16 protein-coding genes and 1 tRNA gene are annotated in these 23,963 nt (G+C 61.8%); 9 read left to right on the top strand and 8 right to left on the bottom strand.

The window, feature by feature from the left end; translation table 11 throughout:
• Positions 1-19 precede the first annotated feature (19 nt).
• Positions 20-2,728 carry a DNA gyrase subunit A gene (gyrA, locus tag RA26_RS09865; protein WP_039183247.1) on the bottom strand — a complete coding sequence of 903 codons (2,709 nt, stop codon included), beginning with the start codon at positions 2,726-2,728 and terminating at the stop codon, positions 20-22.
• Positions 2,729-2,952: 224 nt separating this feature from the next.
• Here gyrA and RA26_RS09860 point away from each other — a divergent pair, with 224 nt between their 5' ends.
• Positions 2,953-3,222, top strand: a complete 270-nt coding sequence (locus RA26_RS09860) for an usg protein (protein ID WP_039183244.1) — start codon at positions 2,953-2,955, stop codon at positions 3,220-3,222.
• A gap of 19 nt (positions 3,223-3,241) precedes the next feature.
• Here RA26_RS09860 and RA26_RS22080 read toward each other — a convergent pair whose 3' ends face one another.
• Positions 3,242-4,795, bottom strand: coding sequence for a caspase family protein (locus tag RA26_RS22080; protein WP_052272366.1), 1,554 nt, complete (start codon positions 4,793-4,795; stop codon positions 3,242-3,244).
• A gap of 83 nt (positions 4,796-4,878) precedes the next feature.
• Positions 4,879-5,832, bottom strand: coding sequence for a radical SAM protein (locus RA26_RS09850; RefSeq protein ID WP_039183242.1), 954 nt, complete (start codon positions 5,830-5,832; stop codon positions 4,879-4,881).
• A 139-nt stretch (positions 5,833-5,971) separates the two neighbouring features.
• Between RA26_RS09850 and zwf the strand changes: the two genes are divergently transcribed.
• Genes zwf through pgi form a run of 3 tightly spaced genes read left to right on the top strand, consistent with a single transcriptional unit; the run spans position 5,972 to position 9,740 of the window.
• On the top strand, positions 5,972-7,447 hold the full coding sequence (zwf, locus tag RA26_RS09845) for a glucose-6-phosphate dehydrogenase (protein ID WP_039183238.1): 1,476 nt from the start codon (positions 5,972-5,974) through the stop codon (positions 7,445-7,447).
• Positions 7,444-8,115, top strand: a complete 672-nt coding sequence (gene pgl, locus RA26_RS09840) for a 6-phosphogluconolactonase (protein WP_039183235.1) — start codon at positions 7,444-7,446, stop codon at positions 8,113-8,115. The genes zwf and pgl overlap by 4 nt, the downstream gene beginning before the upstream one ends.
• A 17-nt stretch (positions 8,116-8,132) precedes the next feature.
• Positions 8,133-9,740: a glucose-6-phosphate isomerase gene (gene pgi, locus RA26_RS09835; RefSeq protein WP_039183232.1), complete on the top strand. Its 1,608-nt coding sequence runs from the start codon at positions 8,133-8,135 to the stop codon at positions 9,738-9,740.
• Between the two features lie 45 nt (positions 9,741-9,785).
• On the opposite strand, the gene RA26_RS09830 is transcribed toward pgi, so the two are convergent.
• The 4 genes from RA26_RS09830 to RA26_RS09815 form a co-directional block, all read right to left on the bottom strand.
• The gene (locus RA26_RS09830; RefSeq protein ID WP_039183229.1) at positions 9,786-10,268 is read right to left on the bottom strand and encodes a hypothetical protein; all 483 of its coding nucleotides are present in this window, start codon (positions 10,266-10,268) and stop codon (positions 9,786-9,788) included.
• A 144-nt stretch (positions 10,269-10,412) separates the two neighbouring features.
• Positions 10,413-10,486, bottom strand: a tRNA-Gly gene (locus RA26_RS09825).
• Positions 10,487-10,559: 73 nt separating this feature from the next.
• Complete coding sequence (locus RA26_RS09820) at positions 10,560-12,608, bottom strand: ASKHA domain-containing protein (protein ID WP_052272365.1); 2,049 nt, start codon at positions 12,606-12,608, stop codon at positions 10,560-10,562.
• 146 nt (positions 12,609-12,754) lie between these two features.
• Entirely contained in the window at positions 12,755-13,921 is a 1,167-nt protein-coding gene (locus tag RA26_RS09815; RefSeq protein WP_039183223.1) for a CaiB/BaiF CoA transferase family protein, read from the bottom strand.
• A gap of 186 nt (positions 13,922-14,107) precedes the next feature.
• Between RA26_RS09815 and guaB the strand changes: the two genes are divergently transcribed.
• The 3 genes from guaB (at position 14,108) to RA26_RS09800 (ending at position 19,188) form a co-directional block, all read left to right on the top strand.
• On the top strand, positions 14,108-15,556 hold the full coding sequence (gene guaB, locus RA26_RS09810) for an IMP dehydrogenase (RefSeq protein WP_039183220.1): 1,449 nt from the start codon (positions 14,108-14,110) through the stop codon (positions 15,554-15,556).
• A gap of 48 nt (positions 15,557-15,604) precedes the next feature.
• Positions 15,605-16,780, top strand: a complete 1,176-nt coding sequence (locus RA26_RS09805) for an RsmB/NOP family class I SAM-dependent RNA methyltransferase (protein ID WP_039183217.1) — start codon at positions 15,605-15,607, stop codon at positions 16,778-16,780.
• Positions 16,781-16,872: 92 nt separating this feature from the next.
• Positions 16,873-19,188, top strand: a complete 2,316-nt coding sequence (locus RA26_RS09800) for an ATP-binding response regulator (RefSeq protein ID WP_039183215.1) — start codon at positions 16,873-16,875, stop codon at positions 19,186-19,188.
• A gap of 33 nt (positions 19,189-19,221) precedes the next feature.
• Here the strand turns inward: RA26_RS09800 and RA26_RS09795 are convergent, their stop codons facing one another.
• Positions 19,222-19,821, bottom strand: coding sequence for a sulfotransferase family 2 domain-containing protein (locus RA26_RS09795; RefSeq protein ID WP_039183211.1), 600 nt, complete (start codon positions 19,819-19,821; stop codon positions 19,222-19,224).
• 192 nt (positions 19,822-20,013) lie between these two features.
• Here RA26_RS09795 and recA point away from each other — a divergent pair, with 192 nt between their 5' ends.
• Both recA and alaS read left to right on the top strand, forming a co-directional pair.
• A complete protein-coding gene (gene recA, locus RA26_RS09790) occupies positions 20,014-21,081 on the top strand; it encodes a recombinase RecA (protein ID WP_039183208.1) in 1,068 nt (355 codons plus the stop codon).
• A 157-nt stretch (positions 21,082-21,238) separates the two neighbouring features.
• A complete protein-coding gene (gene alaS, locus RA26_RS09785; protein WP_039183207.1) occupies positions 21,239-23,890 on the top strand; it encodes an alanine--tRNA ligase in 2,652 nt (883 codons plus the stop codon).
• Positions 23,891-23,963 lie beyond the last annotated feature (73 nt).

Here is a 23,963-nt window from a genome sequence, read left to right as displayed (position 1 = left end):
GGATGGGTTGAGAGGGGGCTTATTCCTCGCCGCCGTCCTCTTCCTCGCCGTTCTCAGCAATCCAGGCGACAGAGACGACTTCTTCACCCTTGCCGGTGTTGAATACCCGAACCCCGCCGGCAGAGCGCGAGCGGAAGGAGATGCCATCGACCGGAACCCGGATCGACTGGCCCTTGGAGGTCGCCAGCATGATCTGGTCGTCCATCTCAACCGGGAAGGACGCCACGATCTCGCCGCCGCGCATCGCCTTGTCCATCGCAGTGACGCCCATGCCGCCGCGGCCGCGCACCGGGTAGTCGTGCGAGGACGACAGTTTGCCGGAGCCGCCGGTGGTGATGGTCAGGATCAGGTTCTCCGCTGCCGACATTTCTGCATAAAGCTCGGTCGAGAAGTTCGGATCCTCGGGCGCGTCCTCATCCGAAGCCTCGGCATCGTCGGTCAGACCGGCCATCGCGCGGCGCATCTTGAGGTAGGCGGTGCGCTGCTCCGGTGTGTATTTGGAGTGGCGGATCACCGACATCGAGACAACATCGTCCTCGCCGGTCAGCTTGATGCCGCGGACGCCGGTGGACTCGCGCGAATTGAACACGCGCACGTCGGTGGAGCGGAAGCGGATGGCGCGGCCCGAATTGGTGAACAGCATCACGTCGTCATCTTCCGAGCAGATGCGCACGTTCACCAGTTTGACGGAGCCGTCTTCCGGCAGCTTCATGGCGATCTTGCCGTTGCGGCGGACATTGGTGAAATCCGACAGGCGGTTGCGGCGCACGTCGCCGCCGGAGGTCGCGAAGACAACCTGCAGGTTTTCCCATTCTTCGTCCGGCACATCGACCGGCATGATGGCAGCGATGGAAACCCCGGTCGGGATCGGCAGGATGTTGACGATCGCCTTGCCCTTGGAGGTGCGGCCGCCCTGCGGCAGGCGCCAGGTCTTCAGCTTGTAGACCATGCCATCGGTGGTGAAGAACAGCAGCTGGGTATGGGTATTGGCCACGAAGAGGGTGGTGATCACGTCCTCTTCCTTGGTCTGCATGCCCGAAACGCCCTTGCCGCCGCGTTTCTGGGCGCGGAAGTCGGCCAGCGGGGTGCGCTTGATGTAGCCGCCGGAGGTCACGGTCACGACCATGTCCTCGCGCTCGATCAGGTCCTCGTCCTCCATGTCGCCGGACCAGTCGACGATCTCGGTTCGGCGCGGCACGGCGAAGTTGTCACGAACTTCGCGCAGTTCATCTCCGATGATGCCCATGATGCGCTCGCGCGAGGACAGAATCTCAAGGTACTCCTTGATCTTGGCTGCCAGTTCTTCCAGTTCGTCGGTGACTTCCTTGACGCCGATCTGGGTCAGGCGCTGCAGCCGCAATTCCAGGATTGCCCGGGCCTGGGTTTCAGACAGGTTATAGGTCCCGTCGTCGTTCATCTTATGAGTCGGATCGTCGATCAGGCGGATGTAATCCGCAATATCAGCGGCTGGCCAGCGCCGGGTCATCAGTTTTTCACGCGCTTCAGCCGCATCCGCGGAGGAGCGGATCGTTGCGACGATTTCATCGACGTTGGAGACCGCCACAGCCAGACCGCACAGGATGTGGCTGCGCTCGCGGGCCTTGCGCAGCAGGTGCGCAGTGCGGCGGGCAACGACATCCTCGCGGAAGTCGATGAAGGAGGTCAGGAACCGGCGCAGGGTCAGCTGTTCCGGCCGGCCGCCGTTCAGGGCCAGCATGTTGCAGCCAAAGGAAGTCTGCATGGGGGTGAAGCGGAACAGCTGGTTCAGCACCACCTCGGGCGTGGCGTCGCGTTTGAGTTCAACAACAACCCGCACGCCGTTGCGGTCGGATTCGTCCTGCACATGGGCGACGCCCTCGATCTTCTTCTCGCGGACCTGCTCGGCGATCTTCTCGATCATCGCGGCCTTGTTCACCTGATAGGGAATCTCGTCCACGACAATGGCATAGCGGTCCTTGCGGATCTCTTCGACGCGGGTTTTGGAGCGGATGATCACGCTGCCGCGGCCTTCTAGGTACGCCTTGCGCGCACCAGAGCGGCCCAGCATCACACCGCCGGTCGGGAAGTCGGGGCCGGGGATGTAGTCGATCAGTTGTTCGCTGGTCAGATCCGGATCCTCGATCAGGGCCAGAGTGGCGTCGATCACTTCGCCCAGGTTGTGCGGCGGGATGTTGGTGGCCATGCCGACCGCGATGCCGCCGGCGCCGTTGACCAGCATGTTCGGGAAGCGGGCCGGGAGCACGGTGGGCTCGCGGTCCTTGCCGTCGTAGTTGTCCTGAAAATCGACGGTTTCCTTGTCGATGTCAGACAGAAGGAAGGCGGCCGGCTTGTCCATCCGCACTTCGGTGTAACGCATGGCCGCCGGGTTGTCGCCGTCCATCGAGCCGAAGTTGCCTTGGCCGTCCAAGAGCGGCAGCGACATCGAGAAGTCCTGCGCCATCCGCACCAGCGCGTCATAGATCGCGCTGTCGCCGTGCGGGTGGTATTTACCCATCACGTCGCCGACCGGACGGGCCGACTTGCGGTAGGCCTTGTCATGGCTGTTGCCGGATTCGTGCATCGCATAGAGAATGCGGCGGTGAACCGGCTTCAGACCGTCCCGCAGGTCCGGAATTGCACGGCTGACGATGACCGACATCGCATAGTCGAGATAAGAGTTGCGCATCTCGGCTTCGATGGAAACGGTCGGCCCGTCATAGGCCGGGCGTTCCGGCAGGTTTTCGTCCATGTTTTCAGGAGTTTCCGGCGTATCGCTCACGTTGGCTGCCCGCTCTTTCTTCTGGGTCTATATATTGTGTTCGCACCCTATCAGAGACCGTATATGGGGCGCAAGCACACAGCCCCCGAAAGCTGGAAACCTGCTGTTCACGCATCGGTAACGCACTGTTTTTGAGGAAATTAACCAATTGCAGCCTAGCATCAATCAGAGGGGGTAAGAATTGGAGGCTAGAGATGGAGACCAGCGAAACCGAGCTGATGCTCAAGGGATACGGGCTGACCACGGCAGAATTCACCTATCACATGCCGGATCATATCCATGTTCTGAATACGTTTGTCTGGCAGCAATACGACCTGGCGCCGGACCACCCGCGGCTGTTTGAGTTCATCGAATTCTGGCATCGCGAAATCGAAGGGCCGCTGCATTCGGTGCGGTTCAATCACCGCAAGATGATCGGCCCCGGCGAATGGCGCAACGTGGTCGGAGAGTTCCAGATCCACTGACCAGACCCACTGAGCCGGATCAGCGCCAGGCATAGACCGCGCAGCCGGTGGAGCCGCTGGAGGTGAAACTGCGCCCGTCCGCGGCAAGACGGCCGCGCCAGGTGACGGTGATGCCGGGAAAATAATCCGTGCCGCTGATCTGCTGGCCGTTCAGGAAGACCTCAGTGTTGGCGTTCTGACCCAGTGAATCGCTGAACCGCCCGTGGTATTTGTTGCCGCCTGCATGGGTGTAGTGGACGTTTCCCGTGACCTTGACCACCAGGGCGCAGGTTGCCTTGAACTTCCAGGCGCCTGCCAGCGGAGCAGCGGCTTTTGTTGGGGCAGGTGCCGGGGCGGAGGCAGTTCTGGGCGCAGGTTTGCAGATTTCCCCCGACTTTTGGCGCAGTTCTTCCAGCGCGTGTGCGGTGCCCAGATCATCGGCGCCGAGATTGCTGTCCGACGCTGCCAGATAGGCAGCAAAGGCGCTGCGGGTGCGCGGACCGGCAATTCCGTCGGGGCGGCCAGACTGGCAGCCGATTTCGTTCAGCGCTGCCTGTGTGTCGCGCATCACCGCCTTGGAGTCGGGGATGACCGGAACGTCAGGGGTTTCGGGCGTTTGCCGGGCAGGTGGCTCCGCCTGCGCTTGTTCGGTTTCCAGCCCCTGCCTTAGCTGCAAGGCAACTGTGTAGGTATATTCGTCCTCGCGGCCCGTGTAGCGTTCCAGGAAGCTATCGAGGGCCTGCTGGGTTCCTATCGAACGGGCGACCTCAAAATCCGTTTGCATTGTGTTTGCAGGCAAGGGCGCAGGTTCGGCGGGCAAGGCGGCCTGCGTGAAATAGAATTCCCCTAGCATTTCATCATAATAAGCAGGCACTTGGCGGTGCTGGACGGTCAGCGCCAGATCGCGCACCTCGCGCCGCAGCCCTGCAACCAGCGTGCGCAGCTCCAGCCCCGGTTCCGACAGGAGCGGCAGCAGCGCACGGGTGAAGACCGAGTTTTCCGCTGTGTCGTCCTCGTTCAGCCGGTCCAGCGCCAGCTGGCCTGCGCCGGCGGAGAAGATCACGAACGTGCCTTGCGGTGCCGCAATCCGGCCAAGGCCGCGGGTGGTGCCGATGCTGCGGCCCTCGACCAGTTCAAACGGGTTGTTGCGGCAGGCGTCGATGACCACCACGGCAGAGCGCGCGCCGGTCTTGCGGACGCGGTCCAGAAGATCCGATAGGGCAATGGATTCGGATTTCACAAAGTCGCTGCCGCCAGCGCTGGGGGCCGCAATGTCCGTGGGCAGCAGGTAGTTCTCGCCGTCAATTTCCACCCCGTGGCCGGCAAAGAAGACAAAGGCCGCATCGCCGGGTTCCAGACGGGCGGTGAATTCAGAGATTTTCTTGTTCAGTCCGCGGCGGTCCTGGTCCAGCGCAGTAGTGACGGTGAATCCCAGCTCATTCAGTTTGGTGCCGATGGACCGCGCGTCTGCGCGGGCCTTGGCGAGAACGGGAACGTCGGAATAGCTGTTGTTGCCAATGACCAGGGCCATCCGGTTCTGTGCTGAAGCCGCGATGGGAATAAGGCACAGAAACAGAGCAATCAGAAAACGCATGACAGAACCCTAGCAGACAATATGGCATCATGGTGCCATCCTGCCGCGGTCAGGTCAAAGCTGCTTTGCCTGTGGGTGCGCGCTTATGCCGAACAGCTGGCACCGCCAAGGACGCAGAATTTGGCGCAATGGGGGTGGTTCAGCTGCACAGGGCGCTCGGCCTCGGCCAGTGTCGCGCCCATCTCGAACTCCGGTGCATAGGGCAGCAGGGTGCAGGCCAGCACTGCAGGACCGTCTGCACCCCTACGTTTGACCACCATGCGGGAGGAGGCGCACATCACGCTGTCAGGCGACTTGTTCAGGATGCCCCAGCACGCGGTTGTGATTTCAGGGACTTCGACAGTTTCGTCCATTTCGGGGAACAGCACGGTCTGGCCGGGGTTCTGTGCGTCGATGGCAAAGCCGTGTTCGGCAAATAATGCGGCATAGCCCGCGCGGGCCTCGGCCTCGCTCTCGCCCCAGACGGTGCGGCCTGCCACGGCCATTGCAAAACCGTTGTCCCGCAGCCATTCCATGCCTTCGATGGTCTTGGCAAAGCTGCCCGCACCGCGTTCTTTGTCGTGCAGTTCGGCGCTGTGATGGTCAACCGATATGCGCAGGGTCAGCTTGTCACCGTAGTTTTCGCGCAGGGCCAGCAATCCCGCCTTGACCGTCTTGCGCATCATCGGGCGCATGGCGTTGGTCAGGATCAGCACCTCAAACCCGCGTTCCAGCGCGGCGCGGGCCATCGGGATCATTTCCGGGTTCATGAAAGGCTCGCCGCCGGTGAAGCCGATTTCCCGGATGGGCCAGTTGCGCTCTGCAATCTGGTCCAGGTAGTCCCGCACTTCCGCTTCTGCCAGATAGACCAGCGCGTCATTTGTCGGAGAACTGAGAATGTAGCAGTTGCTGCATTCGATATTGCAAAGAGTGCCGGTATTGAACCAAAGGGTTTCCGGATGGCTGAGCGGCACGGAGGCGCGCTGCTGACCGTCTGCCGTCACAAAGGCGTCTTGGAACTTGCCTAGGTTGGCGGCAGATTTTTGCAGGTCTTTCATGCGGATGTCCTTCGGGGCAGTTCCTTTCGCGGCAAGCTACCTTATACTGGGCGGGAAATGAAAGCGGCCGGGCAGGCACATGACAGGGATGTGAGCGGCGGTGTGCCGCGACTGCACCGGCGGAGACAGGAAGAACAACATGGTTTCGCGTGTAATACCGGTCGACCCGTTTGACCTGGTGATTTTCGGCGGCACGGGCGATCTGGCGCAGCGCAAGATTCTGCCTGCGTTGTTCCGGCGACATTGCGCCGGCCAGCTGTCCGGCGATGAGCGGATCATCGGTGCTGCACGCAGCAGCCTGACCAGCGAAGAGTACCGGACCGTTGTGGCCGAAGCTTTGCGCGCCCATGCAGGGCCTAAGGCTTGCGGCGGCGGCGCGCTGGAGGCGTTTCTGGAGCGGGTGAGCTATGTGGCGCTGGATGCCCTGGGCGAAGAGGGCTGGCCGGAGCTGAGCCGCCAGCTGCGCCCGGCGGCCGATGTGCCGGTCCGTGTGTTCTATTTCTCGGTCGGACCGGGCTTGTTCGGGCCGCTGGCAGAGCGTTTGCACCGGCACGGTCTGGCCAACGGGGATACGCGGATCGTGGTGGAAAAACCCTTTGGCCACGATCTGGAGACAGCCAGAGAGCTGAACCGGACGCTGGCGAGCCATTTTGACGAAGGCCAGATTTACCGGATCGATCATTATCTGGGCAAGGAGACCGTGCAGAACCTGATGGCGGTCCGGTTCGGCAACATGCTGTTTGAGCCCTTGTGGAACAGCCAGTACGTGGATCACATCCAGATCACCGTGGCGGAAACCGTCGGTGTTGAAGGGCGCGAGGAGTATTATGAGCGCGCGGGCGCCATGCGCGATATGATGCAGAACCACCTTATGCAACTTCTGTGCCTGATCGCGATGGAACCGCCCGCGAAGTTCGACCCTGATGCGGTCCGCGATGAGAAGCTGAAGGTAATCCGGGCGATGGAACCGGTGGAGCCGCACCACATCGTGCGCGGCCAGTATCAGGCCAGTCTGGACCCGGAGGCGCCGCATCCGTCCTACCGCGGGCTGGTCGGCAACCCGCGCAGCACCACCGAAAGTTATGTGGCGCTGAAGGCGCATATCAGCAATTGGCGGTGGGCGGGGACTCCGTTTTATCTGCGGACCGGCAAGCGGCTGGTGAACCGATCGTCCGTCATCAACGTGATGTTCAAGGACGCGCCGCATTCGATCTTCGGGGCAGAAGCCGGACGTCACGCCAACCACCTGAAGATCCGCCTGCAGCCGAATGAAGGCATTACGCTCAGCGTGACCATCAAGGAACCGGGGCAGGGCGGGATGCGGCTGATCGATGTGCCGCTGGACATGAGTTTTGCCGAGGCACTTGGGCCAGAGGGCGGCGACCCGCCGGATGCCTATGAACGGCTGATCATGGATGTTGTGCGCGGCAACCAGACGTTGTTTATGAGGGGCGACGAGGTCGAAGCGGCTTGGGCCTGGACCGATCCGGTAATTGAGGGCTGGAAATCCCGCGGCGATGTGCCTAAACCCTACGTTAGCGGTACCGCCGGGCCGGAGGATGCCAATTTGCTGATGCGCCGCGACGGGCGGGAATGGAGGGGGATCAACCCATGAAATTCAACGAATATCCTGATCGGGACATGCTGGCGATTGAAGTTGCAAATGAAATCGCCGGGGATCTGAAAACCCATCTGCTGCATCACGACACGGTGTCCTTTGCGGTTGCGGGCGGCACCTCGCCGGGGCTGATCTTTGACGATCTTTGCGCCGCGGACATCGAATGGGACCGGGTGCACGTCATGGCAACGGACGAACGCTGGGTGCCACAGGAGCATGCCCGCTCCAACGCGGCGATGATCCGCAAGCGGCTGCTGCAGAACCGGGCTGCGAGCGCGCAGCTCCTTCCGTTCCATGTTCCGGAGCGGGAACCGGAAGACGTGCTGGCAGAGCTTGAAAGCGTGGTTGTGCCGGAATTGCCGCTGTCGGTGCTGCTGTTGGGCATGGGTGAGGATATGCATACGGCTTCGCTGTTTCCCGGTACTGCCGGAATTGAGGCGGCGCTGGCCGCGGACGCTCCGCCGCTGGCGGTGATGCGGCCGGACAGCCAGCCCGAGGCGCGGATCAGCCTGACGGCCAGAGTGCTGGATGGGGCGATTGCCAAACATCTGGTGATCTTCGGCGAAGCCAAGCGAAAGGCCCTGGAGCAGGCGATGTCGCTGCCGCCGGAAAATGCCCCGATTCAAGCTGTTCTATCCGAGGCGTCAGTTCATTGGGCGCCTTGAATACTGGAAAGGTAGAAATGTTTACTGCTTTGAAGACGCTGCAATCTGGGATTTGCAGCGCAGACATTATCAGTCTGTTTGAAAAGGATCCGGGGCGTGCAAATGTTTTCAGCGTCCGGTTCGGGGACCTTTTGTTTGATTACTCTAAAACCCTGATAACCGGTGAGGTTCGGGACGCTCTGGCTGCTTTGTGCGGTGAACGCGGTGTTGCCGCCAAGCGTGAGGCAATGTTCCAGGGCGGACGGATCAACGAAACGGAACAGCGTGCGGTTCTGCACACAGCCCTGCGCGATCCGAACGGGCCGGAGCTGCTGGTTGAAGGTGAAGACATCCGGGCACCCTTGCGCAAGACGCTTGTGCGGATGGAGAAACTGGCCGCCGATGTCCGCTCTGGCGTTATGCAGGGGCCGGGCGGCACGTTTACCGACGTGGTCAACATCGGCATTGGCGGTTCAGACCTGGGGCCGGTCATGGCGACGCTGGCGCTGGCACCCTATCATGACGGGCCGCGCTGCCATTTTGTGTCCAACGTGGATGGCGCGCATATTCACGACATCCTGCAACGGCTTGATCCCCAAACAACGTTGGTGATCGTTGCTTCCAAGACCTTCACCACCATTGAAACCATGACAAATGCGGCGACGGCGCGGCGCTGGGTTGAGGCGGGCGGCGGCGATCCTGCTCAGCAGTTCCTGGCCCTGTCGACCTCTGAGGAGGAAACAGCCGCCTTTGGCATTCCGCGCAAGCATGTGTTCGGCTTTGAGGATTGGGTCGGCGGGCGCTATTCGGTCTGGGGGCCGATCGGACTGAGCCTGATGCTGGCTGTCGGGCCGGAGAATTTCCGCGCCTTTCTGGCCGGCGCCAAAGCGATGGATGACCATTTCCGCAGCGCGCCCTGGCAGCAGAACATGCCGGTAATGCTGGCGTTGACCGGGATCTGGCACCGGCAGGTCTGCGGCCATCCGACCCGCGCGGTGCTGCCATATGACCAGCGGCTTCGGCGGCTGCCGGCCTATCTGCAGCAATTGGAGATGGAGTCAAACGGCAAGATGGTGGCGATGGATGGTACGGTGCTGCCATATCCCTCCGGCCCGGTGGTCTGGGGGGAACCCGGCACCAACGGCCAGCACGCGTTTTATCAGCTGCTGCATCAGGGCACGTCGGTTATTCCTGCCGAGTTTCTGGTGGCCGCCCAAGGGCATGAGCCGGAGCTGGCACATCACCACAAGCTACTGGTGGCGAACTGCCTGGCTCAATCCGAGGCGCTGATGCGCGGCCGCAGCCTGGAGGAAGCCTGCGCGCTGATGCGGGCCAAGGGCTATGAGGGTGCTGAGCTGGAACGTCAGGCGCGGCACCGGGTGTTTCCGGGCAACCGGCCCTCAACCACACTGGTCTATCCCAAGCTGACACCGCATGTGCTGGGTCAGATCATTGCCCTTTATGAGCACCGGGTGTTTGTCGAGGGGGTGATCCTGGGCATCAATTCCTTTGATCAATGGGGGGTAGAGCTTGGCAAGGAATTGGCCAACACTTTGGCTCCGCTGCTTGCAGGGGAGAAGAGCGCAGACGGCAAAGACGGATCAACCCGCGCTTTGCTCGACTATGTGCGCGGGGCTGGCGGCTGAACCTGTGCGCTGAAGCGGCGGGGCGGGAGTGCCCCGCGGCGACGTTCAGGGCAGTGTAACGCTGCTGGTAATCGTGTTGACGAAGTTTCCGCTTGCCGGATCAGTGAGGGAGGAAAACTTGCCGCCGCCTTCGGCTGCAGCCCAGGGACCGGTTCCGCCGCTGAGCTTCCAACTGCCGGTCAGGGCGCCGGAGGCGTCCATCCCCTCGGCGTGCCAATGCAGCACCACCTTGTCGCCGGCCTTGTCGGTGAAGGCGCAGATGCCGCCGCCGGTGACGCCGGATGGAGCTACTTCAACCGCGCCGAAACAGGGGCCTGCGGCACCGTTCATAGGATGACCGGGGTCCTCCATTTCGACGTTCTCATAGGTGCTGCTGGTTTGGATCACCATGTGGTCGTCAGCAATCTCGGTAGGGGAGTTGCTTGCGGTGCCGGTCCCGGTGCCGCCCTGTTCCCAGGTTGTTCCTGCTCCAGCAGATCCGGCGCTGAAGGCGCACAGGAGTGCGGCGGTAAAAAAGTGGCGTGTCATACTGGTACCCTCCCAAACTAACAGCCCGGTCCACGCGGGCGTGCGGCGCCAGTTTAGCACAAACAGCTGGCTGGTGCTTGACCCGGGCAGTCAAACGGCTGCGCCGGGAGTGCGTTCGGCAAGTATCTGAAAAATAGGGGAGGCTGGAGCGGGTAGCGGGAATCGAACCCGCGCCTTAAGCTTGGGAAGCTCGCATGATACCATTTCACCATACCCGCTTGTGAGGGCAGGATTAGGCCGCTGCGGCGCCAAGGTCAAGGGCGCCGCAGCGAAATTATTTCCGGTTCCGGCTTAGCCGCGGCGACGGCGGCGGCGGCCGCCGCCCGCGCCTTCACCGTCACCCCCGCCGGTGTTGAAATTCACCTGCGGCAGGGTGACCACGGTTTCCAGGATCGGGAAGGGTTCCGCCGAGTTCGGGATCGCCGAGGCGTTCACGAAATGCTCCTGGAAGCGGGGTTCGACGGCGGTTTCAATCTTCTCGATCCGGCGCACGGTTTCCTCAATCTCGCCGCGCGCTTCGGTGTTCAGAAGCGCAATTCTGGCACCGGTGCCTGCGGCGTTGCCGGCCGAGGTGACCTTCTCCAGCACGCAATCCGGGATCATGCCCAGGACCATGGCGTGCTTTGCAGAAATATGCGCGCCAAAGGCGCCGGCCAGCACCACGCGGTCCACGGTATCGACGCCGAACTTGTCCATCAGGAGGCGGGCGCCGGAGTAGAGCGCGGCCTTGGCCATCTGGATGGCGCGGATGTCCGGGTTGGTCACGGTGATGGTCGGGCCGCCCTCGGCGGAGCCATCCCACAGCATGTAGGCGTTGGTACGCCCGTCCTGGATGCAGCGGGCAGAGCCGGTCTGCTCAGCGGAACCGATCAGGCCAGAGGCATCCAGTACGCCTGCCAGGCGCATTTCGGCAATCGCCTCGATGATCCCTGAGCCGCAGATGCCGGTGATCCCGGTGGTGGCGATGGATTCCGAGAAACCGTCCTCATCCGACCAGATGTCGGAGCCAATCACCCTGAAGCGGGGTTCCTTGGTCTCCGGATTGATCTCAACCCGTTCGATGGCGCCAGGGGCGGCGCGCTGGCCGCTGGAGATCTGGGCGCCCTCAAAAGCCGGGCCGGTGGGGGAGGAGCAGGCGAGGACCTTCTCCTTGTTGCCCAGCAGGATCTCGGCGTTGGTGCCCACGTCCACGACCAGCACAAGGTCTTCGGATTTGTCGGGGGCTTCGGACAGCGCCACAGCGGCGGCATCGGCACCGACGTGCCCGGCGATACAGGGCAGCAGGTAAACACGGGCGGCGGGGTGAATGTTCAGATCCAGCTCCACCGCGCGTAGTGCCAGTGCGTTGGAGGTCGCCAGCGCAAAGGGCGCCTGGCCCAGCTCAAACGGGTCGATGCCGAGGAACAGGTGGTGCATCACCGGGTTGCAGACAAAAACGGCATCCACGATCAGCGCCTTGTCGATCTCTGCCTCAGCTGCGATCTGGGTGAAAAGCGCGTTCATGCCCTCGCGCACCGCGCGGGTCATCTCCTGGTCGCCGCCCTTGTTCATCATCGAATAAGAAACGCGGCTCATCAGGTCTTCGCCAAAGCGGATCTGCGGGTTCATGATGCCGGAGGAGGCCACGACCTCACCGGTTTTCAGGTCACACAGGTGGGCAGCGATGGTGGTCGAGCCAAGGTCAACCGCCAGACCATAGATCGAGCCCTCATAGAAGCCGGGCCAGATATGCATGATCTTGGGAGGGTGGTTTTCATCGCCTAGATGCACGGCAACGGTAACTTTCCAGCCGCCTTTGCGCAGGGCGGGCTGCAGCACGTTCAGGATATGCAGGTCGGTCTTGACGCCCTTCAGGTCCCATTGGGCGTCCAGCGCCTCAATCAGCCGCTCCATGTCGCCGGTGGGCTTGTGCATGTCGGGCTCTTCCACCTCGACATAGTACAGCCGGGTGGAGGGGTTCATGGTGATGTCGCGGGCCTCGGCGCGCTTGCGCACCACCTGGCGGTGGACCTGGCTTTCGGGCGGCACGTCGATCACGATGTCGCCTTGCACTGTGGCCTGGCAGCCCAGGCGGCGGCCGTCGATCAGGCCGCGCTTGTCCTTGTAGCGCTGCTCAACCTTGTTCCACTCGCTCAATGCCCCCTCGGCCACGGTCACCCCGTGTTTGGGAAACTCGCCGTAGGAGGGCGTGATCTGGCACTTGGAGCAGATGCCGCGGCCGCCGCAGACCGAGTCCAGATCGACACCGAGCTGCCGGGCGGCTGTCAGGATCGGCGTGCCCGCGGGGAAACGCCCGCGCTTGCCGGAGGGGGTAAACACAACGAGGGGTTCGTCAGTCATGCCTGTGGCCTTCTCATTCCGCAATTTAGGCGGAGCATATGGGCTTTTGCGGCAAGCGAAAGGCGATGGGCGGCATTTTCCCGTCTGCTGACGCCATTTTTGACGAATTGATGAGTTTCAAATGCGTTTTCCGGGCGGGCTTTGGGTCAACATGCCGCTTGCTCTTCAACTTCTTCAAGCCACGTCAGAATCTCTGTCCGGTTGCCGTCAAGCCGCGGGGCAGGGCGGCGGGTGACCGGGTCGGGCAGGCCGCTCATCTTGATCGGGTTGCCGGCAGATGTATTGTCCGGGCGGCCGTCCTCATCCAGCACATCAACAACCATGTTTCGAGCCAGGATCTGCGGATCACGAAGCACCTGATCCACGGTCTGGATCGGGCCAGTTGGCACACCAGCTTCGCTTAGCAGGGTGATCCAATGCTCTGTGGGATGGTCCAGTGTCACTGCTTCGATCAAGCGCTTCAGAAGGCGGGCGTTTTCGCAGCGCGCCGGGTTGGTGGCAAAGCGCGGGTCTGCGGCCAGCGGCAGTTGCAGGGCATCGCAGAGCCGGGTAAACAGCGCGTCGTTGCCGGCCGCAATCACGAATAGTCCGTCCGAAGCATGGAAGGTTTCAAACGGGGTGATCGACGGATGCCTTGCGCCGGAAGGTTGCGGCGCTTCGCCTGTGACGGTGGTGATTGCGATGGCGTGCTCAAGCAAGGCCAGCTGGCTGTCCAGCATGGCGACGTCGATGAAGCGGCCCTTGCCTGTCTTCTGCACGTCCAGAAGTGCCGCGAGAATGCCGTGGCCTAGGAACATCCCTGCAACAATATCGCCGATGGAGGCACCGACCCGAACCGGCTCGCGGTTTTTCTCGCCGGTGATCGACATGACGCCGCCACGCGCCTGAACCACCATGTCATAGGCGGGTTTCAGGGCGTCGGGGCCGGTGTGGCCAAAGCCCGAGACTGCGCCGTAGATCAGCCGGGGGAACCGGGCGTGCAACTCTTCCCAGCCGTAGCCAAGGCGCTGCATCACGCCGGGACGGTAGTTTTCCAGGAGCACATCAGCCTGCGCCAGCAGGCGTTCAAAAACCTCCCGGTCCCCGGGAGCTTTCAGATCCAGCGCAATGCTTTGCTTGCCGTGGTTGATGGTGGCGAAATAGGCGCTGCTGCCGTGTTTGAAGGGCGGGAAGGCGCGGGTGTCGTCGCCTGCGCCGGCTCGTTCAACCTTGATCACCCTGGCACCGAGGTCCGACAGTATCATTGAACAATAGGGGCCTGCCAGAACATGGGTCAGGTCCAGAACGGTGATGTCTTTCAAGGGGGCGGACATTGCAAAACCCTGAGTCATTTCTGCAGCTTTACTGATAGCTGCGGCTGCGCCCTGCGCATTGACCCAGATCAGCCTGTTGCCAAAGAATTGCTGCGGTGCAGGAATTCTTGGTGCCGGCCTCTTTCCACCCGCAAGGTTCTGTGCCATAGGGTCACCGCCAAACGGGGTTATGCATGAGGACGACCAATGCAGATTCGTGAGGCTCTCACCTTTGATGATGTTCTACTGGTGCCAGGCGCGTCGAGCGTTCTGCCCAACACCGCGGATACGCGCACACGGGTGACACAGTCGATCGCCCTCAATATTCCGCTTCTCAGCTCGGCGATGGACACCGTGACCGAGGCGCGGATGGCGATTGCGATGGCGCAGGCCGGCGGCATGGGCGTGATCCACAAGAACCTCAATTCCGAGGAACAGGCCCGCGAAGTGCGCCGGGTCAAGCGGTTCGTCTCCGGTATCGTGTACAACCCCATTACGTTGACCCCGGATCAGACGCTGGCAGATGCGCAGGCGCTGCAGGAGCGTTACCGCGTCACCGGTTTTCCGGTGGTTGATGGATCCGGCCGTGTGGTTGGCATCGTGACCAACCGCGACATGCGTTTTGCCACCGATGCCAGCACACCGGTTTCGGTGATGATGACGTCGGACAATCTGGCGATGCTGCAGGAGCCGGCCGATCTGGAAGAGGCCAAGTCGCTGATGAAGGCGCGCCGGATCGAGAAGCTGCTGGTGTCTGACAAGGACGGCAAGCTGACGGGCCTGCTGACCCTCAAGGATACCGAACAGGCAGTTCTGAACCCCACCGCCTGCAAGGACGAGCTGGGCCGCCTGCGTGTGGCTGCCGCCAGCTCCGTCGGTGACAGCGGGTATGAGCGGTCCGAGGCGCTGATTGATGCTGGCGTGGACGTTGTGGTGGTGGATACCGCGCACGGCCACTCCGCCGGCGTGATCGAAGCTGTGAAGCGGATCAAGGCGCAGTACAGCAACATCCAGGTGATTGCCGGTAACGTTGCTACTGGTGAAGCAACCCGTGCGCTGATTGATGCAGGCGCCGATGCGGTCAAGGTTGGCATCGGTCCGGGTTCCATCTGCACCACCCGCATGGTGGCGGGTGTTGGCGTGCCGCAGCTGACCGCGATCATGGATTGCGCCGCAGCTGCGGGCGATGTGCCGGTTATCGCAGATGGCGGCATCAAGTTCTCGGGTGATTTCGCCAAGGCGATTGCAGCGGGCGCCTCCTGCGCCATGGTCGGTTCGATGATTGCCGGCACCGATGAGTCCCCCGGTGAGGTGATCCTCTATCAGGGCCGTTCCTTCAAATCCTACCGTGGCATGGGGTCCATGGGCGCCATGGCGCGCGGCTCCGCCGACCGGTACTTCCAGAAGGATGCAGCCAGCGACAAGCTGGTGCCGGAAGGGATCGAAGGTCAGGTGCCCTATAAAGGCGGTGCAAACGCAGTGATCCACCAGCTGGTGGGCGGCCTGCGGGCGGCGATGGGCTACACCGGCTGCGCAACCGTCGACGAGATGCGCAAGAACTGCAATTTTGTCCGCATCACCGGCGCCGGGCTGAAAGAAAGCCACGTGCACGACGTGCAGATCACCCGCGAAGCGCCGAACTACCGGGTGGGCTGAGACCATGATGGCCGCTTGTAAAAAGAACGCGGAATACGGGGCAGGGGCATGACCCCCGCCGCCCGCCTGCAGGCGGCCATCGAAATCCTGGATCAGGTGCTGGCGGGGGAACCCGCCGAGAAGGCGCTGACTTCCTGGGGACGCCGCAGCCGATTTGCCGGGTCAAAGGACCGGGCCGCAGTGCGCGATCACGTATTTGATGCGGTGCGCTGCCTGCGCTCGCATGCTGCCCTTGGCGGCAGCCGCAGCGGCCGCGGGCTGATCCTGGGCGCGCTGCGCGAGACGGGGCGGGATCCCGATGAGTTCTTTACTGGCCAAGGCCATGCGCCTGCGCCTTTGACGGCCAGCGAACGGGACCTGCCGTCCGCGCCTTCGGGGGCGGAAGCGCTGGATATTCCTGAATGGCTGTGGCCGGACTTCCGCGCAAGCCTTGGCGCTGAGGCTGAGGCTGCGGCGCTGGCTCTGCGCAGCCGGGCGCCGGTTCATTTGCGGGTGAACACCGCGCGCGGAACTGTTGAAAAGGCGATGAAAGCCCTGGCCGGCGAAGGCATTACTGCCGAGCCGCATCCTGCAGCGGGGACCGCGCTGGAAGTGACCGAAGGCGCGCGTAAATTGCGTAATTCCAAGTCCTATCAGGATGGTCTTGTTGAGCTTCAGGATGCGGCCAGCCAGGCTGTGACGGACCGTCTGCCGCTGAAGGATGGCATGAAGGTCCTGGACTATTGCGCTGGCGGCGGCGGCAAGTCTCTGGCCATGGCGGCCCGGGCCAGTCTCCAGAGTTTCGCGCATGACGCTGATCCGCGGCGGATGAAAGATTTGCCAGAGCGTGCCGCGCGGGCCGGGGCGGCGATTACGCTTGTTTCAACCGGTGATCTGGCCCGCAACGGGCCGTTTGATCTGGTTCTTTGCGACGTGCCTTGTTCCGGCTCGGGCTCCTGGCGCCGGGCGCCCGAAGGTAAATGGCGTCTGACCGCCGAAGGGCTGGCGGATCTGCAACGCATCCAGGGAGAAATCCTGCGCAAGGCTGCCGGGCTGGTGACGCCGGGCGGGGTATTGGCCTATGCGACCTGCTCCATGCTTGATGGCGAAAACAGCGCTCAGGTTCAAAGGTTTACCGAGGAAAACCAGGACTGGCATCTGGCGGATCAGAAAGGATGGCAGGTACAGGGCGGCACTGATGGCTTCTATGTTGCCGTGTTGACGCGCGCAAAACGCGGTTGTTAGGGTTTCGGCAGTAGAACCTTTGTGTTTCTTAACGTGGTTTTAACCTAAACCGCCGCGTTATGGCGGCAATATGCACTGACCATGGAGCCGCAATGTCCGGTCGCCTAGAAACCTCCGTTCCGGAACTGCGCGTTTACGCACCTGAACACGCCCGGCTGGCCGCAACACTGCTGCTGGCGTTAATGCTGATGGCAGCGCCATGGATCCTGCCGCTGCCGCACTGGATGGGCCGCGGATTTGTCATGGTGGGGCTGACGCTGACAGCGGTTGCAGCGCTGCTGGTGGTGCAGACGCGGACGCGGTTGAATGCGCGGGCGATGGCAGCGGAATTGCTGACAGGTTTCATCGAAAAGGATGCAACCCCCAGCTTTGTCACCGACGGTGACGGAATGATTCACGCGTGCAATGGCGCTGCGGTGAAACGGTTTGAAGATGCCGGCCGCGAAACGCTGGCGGGCTCGCTGCGGTCAATCCTCGCCAACCCCTCTGCGGTGCTCTACCGGTTGCAAAGCCGCGCCCGCGTCGACGGTTCGGCACGTGAGGATATTGTCACCCGCCGAGGACATGTTCGTCTGGCGGTGCACCAGATGAGCGGCGGCAGTTTCCTGTGGAGGGTCGAGGATATTCTGGATCGGGGCGGCAATGGCCGCGGCGCCGATGCGTTACCGGTTCCGATGATTACCGTGGGCCGCACTGGCACGGTGCTGTTCATGAACGAGGCCGCACGCAGCCTGATCGGCGAACGGGTGAAGTCCACGGACCGCCTGTTTCCGTCGCTTCCGGTGCTGCCGGGGCAGATCAACACGCTGAGCACCAAGAAGGGGCCTGTGCAGGTGCTCGTGAGCGAGCAGAACCGGACCCAGGGCCGCAGCGAACTGTTTCTGATGGAGGTGGATGAAAGCAGTTTTGAATCCGCCCGGGCCGGGTTCGAGGCGCTGCCGGTGCCTTTCCTCAAAGTGGCGCCTACAGGAGAGATCCTGAGCAGCAACCGGATGGCGCTCCGGCTTCTTGGGGTCGACAGCTGCGCCAGCCTGAAACTGGGCCAGCTTATGGAGGGTCTTGGCCGCCCGATGTCGGATTGGCTGCGCGACACAGCCGACGGGCTGGCCCCGAACAAGTCGGAATTCCTGCGGCTTTCGCGCTCTGACAAGGAGGTCTTTGTCCAGGTTACGCTGACCCGCGTGGTGGAAGACGGGACGCCGCTGCTCATTGCGGTTCTGAATGACGCCACAGAGCTTAAGACGCTGGAGGCGCAATTTGTCCAAAGCCAGAAGATGCAGGCAATCGGCCAGCTGGCAGGCGGTGTTGCGCATGATTTCAACAACTTGCTGACGGCGATTTCCGGCCATTGCGATCTGCTGTTGCTGCGCCACGATCAGGGCGACCAGGACTATGGCGATCTGATTCAGATTCATGAAAACGCAAACCGGGCGGCGTCATTGGTGAGCCAATTGCTGGCGTTCTCCCGCAAGCAGACATTGCAGCCGGAAACCTTGGATGTCCGGGATACGCTGTCCGACCTGACCCATCTGCTGAACCGACTGGTCGGGGAGAGGGTCACCCTGACGCTCAGCCACGATCCTGTGATGAAATCGATCCGGGCCGACAAGCGGCAGCTGGAACAGGTTCTGATGAACCTGGTTGTGAACGCCCGCGATGCGATGCCTCAGGGCGGTGAAATCCGGGTTGAGACCGAAGTTGTCTCGCTTGAAAAACCTTTGGAGCGCAACCGGGCAACAGTGCCTGCCGGCGATTGGGTGACGGTGAAGGTCTCAGACGAGGGTGTCGGGATTGCCCCGGACAAGCTGCAAAAGGTGTTTGAACCTTTCTATACCACAAAGCGCACGGGTGAGGGGACCGGTCTGGGGCTTTCCACGGCCTACGGTATCATCAAGCAGACCGGCGGCTATATCTTTGTCGATTCGGTGAAAGGCCACGGAACGCAGTTCACCCTGTTCTTTCCGGTCTACAAGCAGCAGGCCGAGCAACTGGCCGCGGAGAAACCGGAAGCTGCGGCCGATAAGGCTGCCGCCGCTCAGCACGGCGAAGGGGTTGTGCTGCTGGTCGAGGACGAGGCGCCGGTGCGTGCCTTCGCGTCGCGCGCGCTCAGGATGCGCGGCTACACGGTGCTGGAGGCCGAATCTGCTGAAGACGCCCTGCGCACGCTTGAAGATCCCGGACTTACGGTAGATGTATTCGTGACAGATGTGGTGATGCCAGGCATGGACGGCCCCAGCTGGGTCCGCGAGGCGCTGAAGGAACGCCCGGATACCCGCGTAGTGTTTGTCTCCGGCTATGCAGAGGGTGCCTTTGGCGAAGCAGAGCCGGATGTGCCGAACTCTGTCTTCCTGCCAAAACCTTTCTCTCTCAACCAGTTGACCGAGACAGTGCACGCGCAGCTGCATTGATCTGACAACCTGCCGGATCCCGCGGGTTGTCTTTCAGCGGCTCGGAATGCTGCTGTATAATTCGAACTCAGCCGCGCGCTTGCGCCGCAGATGCGCCTCAGCTTCAGAGCTGAGGTTCAAAGGCGCTTGAGGGCTGACGTTTTTGCGTTCCAGGCGAATTCCGGTGTTCAGACGAGATTCAAGAAACCCTTTAAGCGCTTCCTGATCCTCGTAGCGGAAAAGATGGTTCACCCTGCAGCCATTGGGCTGGGCCTCGAGGAACTTCGCCTGGCTGCCGACGTTGGCAAAGGCGGGCGGCTTGCCTTTGCAATAAGCGCGCAGGAAGTCGTCGAAACTGATCCCTTTGGTCGAGTTGGGCTTGCCGTCCAGCGCCGGCCGTTGACGGTACCGGTACCAGCTGCCCAGCCAGCTGACAGGTTCGCGCACGACAGCCGCAACCTCCAGTTCAGTGCCGCAGACCTTTTCAAACATTGGCCGGATCCAGCGGTTGTAGCGGTAGAGCGGCGCATGTTTCAGCTCAGGCGGATCGGAAATCACCATGTCGGCGCGGTCGCGCAGAGCCGCTTGAAACGCGGTGGTGCCGGTCTTGGGAACAGACAGAAGCGCCAGCCGTTCCTTGAAAAATATCATCATTCCGTCAACTGCCCGGTAAAAATTCTTGCTGCTGATTAACCATAAACCAATCTTTAACATCCAGCTCCCGAAGTGGGTACACCAGAAACTTGTTGCAATGTTCTCTTTTTGATCTCATAAGGAACAAGAGGTGAACAAAGCAGTGATTGCCGCGCGCCCCGGTGTGTGACACATAGAAAAGGACAAGGGACTATGGCGGATCTTTTGACCATGAAAAATAAAGTAAGCGGTGACAAGCAAAAGGCGCTCGACAGCGCGCTTGCCCAGATTGAGCGGCAGTTCGGCAAGGGTTCGATCATGAAGCTCGGCGATGGCAATGCCATGCACGAGATCGAGGCAAGCTCGACCGGCTCTCTGGGGCTCGACATCGCGCTGGGGATCGGCGGCCTGCCGATGGGGCGGATTATTGAAATCTACGGCCCGGAAAGCTCCGGCAAGACGACGTTGACACTGCACTGCATTGCAGAACAGCAGAAGAAGGGCGGCGTTTGCGCCTTTGTCGACGCGGAACATGCGCTGGACCCGCAGTATGCGGCCAAGCTGGGCGTTGATCTGGATGAGCTGCTGATTTCGCAGCCCGACACCGGCGAACAGGCGCTGGAAATCACCGACACCCTGGTGCGCTCCGGCGCGGTCAACATGGTGATCGTCGACTCGGTGGCGGCGCTGACCCCGAAGTCCGAACTTGAGGGTGATATGGGCGACAGCAACGTTGGTGTGCAGGCCCGTCTGATGAGCCAGGCAATGCGCAAGCTGACCGGCTCCATCAGCCGCTCCAAATGCATGGTGATCTTCATCAACCAGATCCGCATGAAGATCGGCGTGATGTTCGGCTCGCCCGAAACCACAACCGGCGGCAACGCACTGAAATTCTACTCCTCCGTCCGCCTGGACATCCGCCGCATCGGCGCGATCAAGGACCGGGACGAGGTGGTCGGCAACGCAACCCGTGTCAAAGTGGTGAAGAACAAGGTCGCGCCGCCGTTCAAACAGGTGGAGTTCGACATCATGTATGGCGAAGGCATCTCCAAGATGGGCGAGCTGCTGGACCTGGGTGTGGCGGCCGGTGTCGTCAACAAGTCCGGCGCCTGGTTCTCCTACGGGGATGAACGGATCGGGCAGGGGCGGGAAAACGCCAAGACCTTCCTGAAGGAAAACCCGTCTGTTGCCTTTGACATCGAGGACAAGATCCGCGCTTCCCACGGGCTGGAATTCGAGCGCCCTGAAACAGACGACGCAGACGATATCCTTGAGGCCTAAACGCCGGAAAATCTGATCAAATACTTAAACGGTGAGGGCGCGGCGCGAGCTGCGCCCTTTTTCATGAAACCATGCCGCTTCCCGCTGTGGACAGTGCGTCGGCGGGCGGTTAAACCTGCCCGGAACGCTTGTTTTAAGCCCGCAAGAGATCCCGCATATGCCGACGCTCAACGATATCCGCTCTACCTTTCTGAACTACTTTGCCAAACAGGGGCATGAAGTTGTCGATTCCAGCCCGCTGGTACCGCGCAATGACCCCACCCTGATGTTCACAAACTCAGGGATGGTTCAGTTCAAGAACTGTTTTACCGGGGTGGAAACCCGCGACTACAAGCGCGCGACCACTTCGCAGAAATGCGTGCGCGCAGGCGGCAAGCACAACGATCTCGACAATGTGGGCTACACCGCGCGCCATCACACGTTTTTCGAGATGCTCGGCAACTTCTCCTTTGGCGACTACTTCAAGCATGAGGCGATCCCCTTTGCCTGGGAATTGATCACCAAGGAACTCGAGGTTCCAAAGGACCGGCTTTACACCACCGTCTATCACACCGATGACGAAGCCTTTGATATCTGGAAGAAGATCGGCGTGCCGGAGGACCGGATTATCCGTATCGCCACGTCCGACAACTTCTGGCAGATGGGCGATACCGGTCCTTGCGGCCCCTGCACCGAGATCTTCTATGACCACGGCGACCACATCTGGGGCGGCCCTCCGGGTTCGCCGGAGGAAGACGGCGACCGGTTCATCGAGATCTGGAACCTCGTCTTCATGCAGAACGAGAAGTTCGCGGACGGCTCGATGGTTGACCTCGAGATGCAGTCCATCGACACCGGCATGGGACTGGAGCGGATTGCGGCGCTGTTGCAGGGCACCCACGACAACTATGAAACCGATCTGTTCAAGTCGCTGATCGAAGCCTCAGCAAACGTCACCAACACCGATCCGTTCGGTGATCAGAACGTGCATCATCGGGTGATCGCGGATCACTTGCGTTCCTGCTCCTTCCTGATTGCCGAAGGCGTGCTGCCGTCGAACGAAGGCCGCGGCTATGTTCTGCGCCGGATCATGCGCCGCGCGATGCGTCATGCCTCGCTTCTGGGGGCCACCGATCCGGTGATGCAAAAGCTGGTGCCGTCGCTGGTCCAGAAAATGGGCGCGGCCTATCCGGAACTTGGCCAAGGGCAGGCGCTGATCGAAGAGACATTTGAGCAGGAAGAAACCCGTTTCCTCAAAACCCTGGACCGCGGTCTGAAACTGCTGGACGAAGCCTCCGGTGACCTGGGCAAGGGCGATGTGCTGCCGGGCGAGACTGCGTTCAAGCTGTATGACACTTATGGCTTCCCGCTCGACCTGACGCAGGACGCCCTGCGCGCCAAGGAAATCGAGGTCGACACCGATGGGTTCGACGCTGCGATGAAAGAGCAGAAAGAGAAATCCCGCGCAGGCGGCATTGGCCTGGGCGAAGCCGCGGATGTGAAGGTTTACTTCGACATCGTGGACGCCGCCGGCACCACTGATTTCCTGGGTTATGAGACCGAGAAGGCCGAGGGCCAGATCGTTGCCATCGTCAAGGACGGTGCGCAGGTGCAGTCCGCGGCCAAGGGCGACACGGTGCAGGTCATCCTGAACCAGACGCCGTTTTACGGCGAAAGCGGCGGCCAGGTGGGTGACACCGGCGTGCTGACCGTTGAAGGCGGCGCGGCCCGTATCACCGACACCAAGAAGGTGGAGGGCCTTTTCCTGCACATCTCCGAAGTGACCGAGGGCGAGATTGCCGTGGGCAAAGGCGCGGCGATGGAAGTGGATCACGCACGCCGCAGCAAGATCCGTGCCAACCACTCCGCTACGCACCTGCTGCACGAAGCCCTGCGCAATGCGTTGGGGGAACATGTGGCGCAGAAGGGGTCGTTGAACGCCGAGGACCGCCTGCGGTTCGACTTCAGCCACAACAAGGCGATGAACGCGGACGAACTGGCCAAGGTCGGCTCGGAAGTGAATGACTTCATTCGCCAGAATACACCCGTGTCGACACGGATCATGACCCCCGATGACGCGCGTGAGCTTGGCGCCCAGGCGTTGTTCGGCGAAAAATACGGCGAAGAGGTCCGTGTTGTCTCCATGGGCCGCGCGCCGACCGGCAAGGGCCACGATGGCGATACTTACTCGATCGAACTGTGCGGCGGCACCCATGTGAAGCAGACTGGCGACATCGGCACATTTGTCATCCTGGGCGACAGCGCGTCATCGGCTGGTGTGCGCCGGATCGAGGCGCTGACCGGTGCGGCGGCGGTTGAGCATCTGGAGCGTGAAGCGGGCCGGATGGCAGAGGTCGCCGGTGCCTTGAAGGCGCAGCCAGTGGAGGTTCTGGACCGCCTGAAGGCGATGATGGATGAACGCAAGGCGCTGCAGAACGAGATCTCCAATCTCAAGCAGCAAATCGCCATGGGCGGCGGCTCCGGCGGCGGTGCCGAGGCCAAGAACGTGAATGGCAAGAATTTCCTGGCCCAGGCGCTGCAGGGCGTGTCCGGCAAGGACCTGCGCGGCCTGATCGACAAGCACAAGCAGAACATCGGCTCCGGTGTGATCCTTCTGATCGCCGAAGAAGATGGCAAGGTTGCTGTCGCGGCCGGTGTCACCGACGATCTGACCAGCGAAGTCTCTGCCGTTGACGTGCTCAAGGCAGCAGTCCCTGCAGTGGGCGGTAAGGGTGGCGGCGGCCGTCCGGATTTGGCCCAGGGCGGCGGCAAGGACTTCTCTGGCGCCGAGGAAGCCATCAAGGCAGCAGAGGCTTTGCTGGCGGGCTGACCATTTGGTCAAAAAATACTTGGTCTTTCCGGCAAACTGCCTAAGCTGCCGGAAAGATCATCACTAAGGGAGG

It is taken from the genome of Leisingera sp. ANG-M7, assembly GCF_000813965.1.
Classification (GTDB): domain Bacteria; phylum Pseudomonadota; class Alphaproteobacteria; order Rhodobacterales; family Rhodobacteraceae; genus Leisingera.
The sequence above is the reverse complement of the archived record's forward strand: the minus strand, read 5'-3'. Positions and strand labels throughout refer to the sequence as shown.

Excerpts from the sequence above, each read along its gene's own strand:
- recA (WP_039183208.1), top strand. The coding sequence starts at position 20,014 with ATGGCGGATCTTTTGACCATGAAAAATAAAGTAAGCGGTGACAAGCAA.
- RA26_RS09830 (WP_039183229.1), bottom strand. The coding sequence starts at position 10,268 with ATGACACGCCACTTTTTTACCGCCGCACTCCTGTGCGCCTTCAGCGCC.
- RA26_RS09800 (WP_039183215.1), top strand. The coding sequence starts at position 16,873 with ATGTCCGGTCGCCTAGAAACCTCCGTTCCGGAACTGCGCGTTTACGCA.
- alaS (WP_039183207.1), top strand. The coding sequence starts at position 21,239 with ATGCCGACGCTCAACGATATCCGCTCTACCTTTCTGAACTACTTTGCC.
- RA26_RS09805 (WP_039183217.1), top strand. The coding sequence starts at position 15,605 with ATGACCCCCGCCGCCCGCCTGCAGGCGGCCATCGAAATCCTGGATCAG.
- guaB (WP_039183220.1), top strand. The coding sequence starts at position 14,108 with ATGCAGATTCGTGAGGCTCTCACCTTTGATGATGTTCTACTGGTGCCA.
- pgl (WP_039183235.1), top strand. The coding sequence starts at position 7,444 with ATGAAATTCAACGAATATCCTGATCGGGACATGCTGGCGATTGAAGTT.
- RA26_RS22080 (WP_052272366.1), bottom strand. The coding sequence starts at position 4,795 with ATGCGTTTTCTGATTGCTCTGTTTCTGTGCCTTATTCCCATCGCGGCT.
- RA26_RS09850 (WP_039183242.1), bottom strand. The coding sequence starts at position 5,832 with ATGAAAGACCTGCAAAAATCTGCCGCCAACCTAGGCAAGTTCCAAGAC.
- gyrA (WP_039183247.1), bottom strand. The coding sequence starts at position 2,728 with ATGGACGAAAACCTGCCGGAACGCCCGGCCTATGACGGGCCGACCGTT.
- RA26_RS09860 (WP_039183244.1), top strand. The coding sequence starts at position 2,953 with ATGGAGACCAGCGAAACCGAGCTGATGCTCAAGGGATACGGGCTGACC.
- pgi (WP_039183232.1), top strand. The coding sequence starts at position 8,133 with ATGTTTACTGCTTTGAAGACGCTGCAATCTGGGATTTGCAGCGCAGAC.
- zwf (WP_039183238.1), top strand. The coding sequence starts at position 5,972 with ATGGTTTCGCGTGTAATACCGGTCGACCCGTTTGACCTGGTGATTTTC.
- RA26_RS09815 (WP_039183223.1), bottom strand. The coding sequence starts at position 13,921 with ATGTCCGCCCCCTTGAAAGACATCACCGTTCTGGACCTGACCCATGTT.
- RA26_RS09795 (WP_039183211.1), bottom strand. The coding sequence starts at position 19,821 with ATGATGATATTTTTCAAGGAACGGCTGGCGCTTCTGTCTGTTCCCAAG.
- RA26_RS09820 (WP_052272365.1), bottom strand. The coding sequence starts at position 12,608 with ATGACTGACGAACCCCTCGTTGTGTTTACCCCCTCCGGCAAGCGCGGG.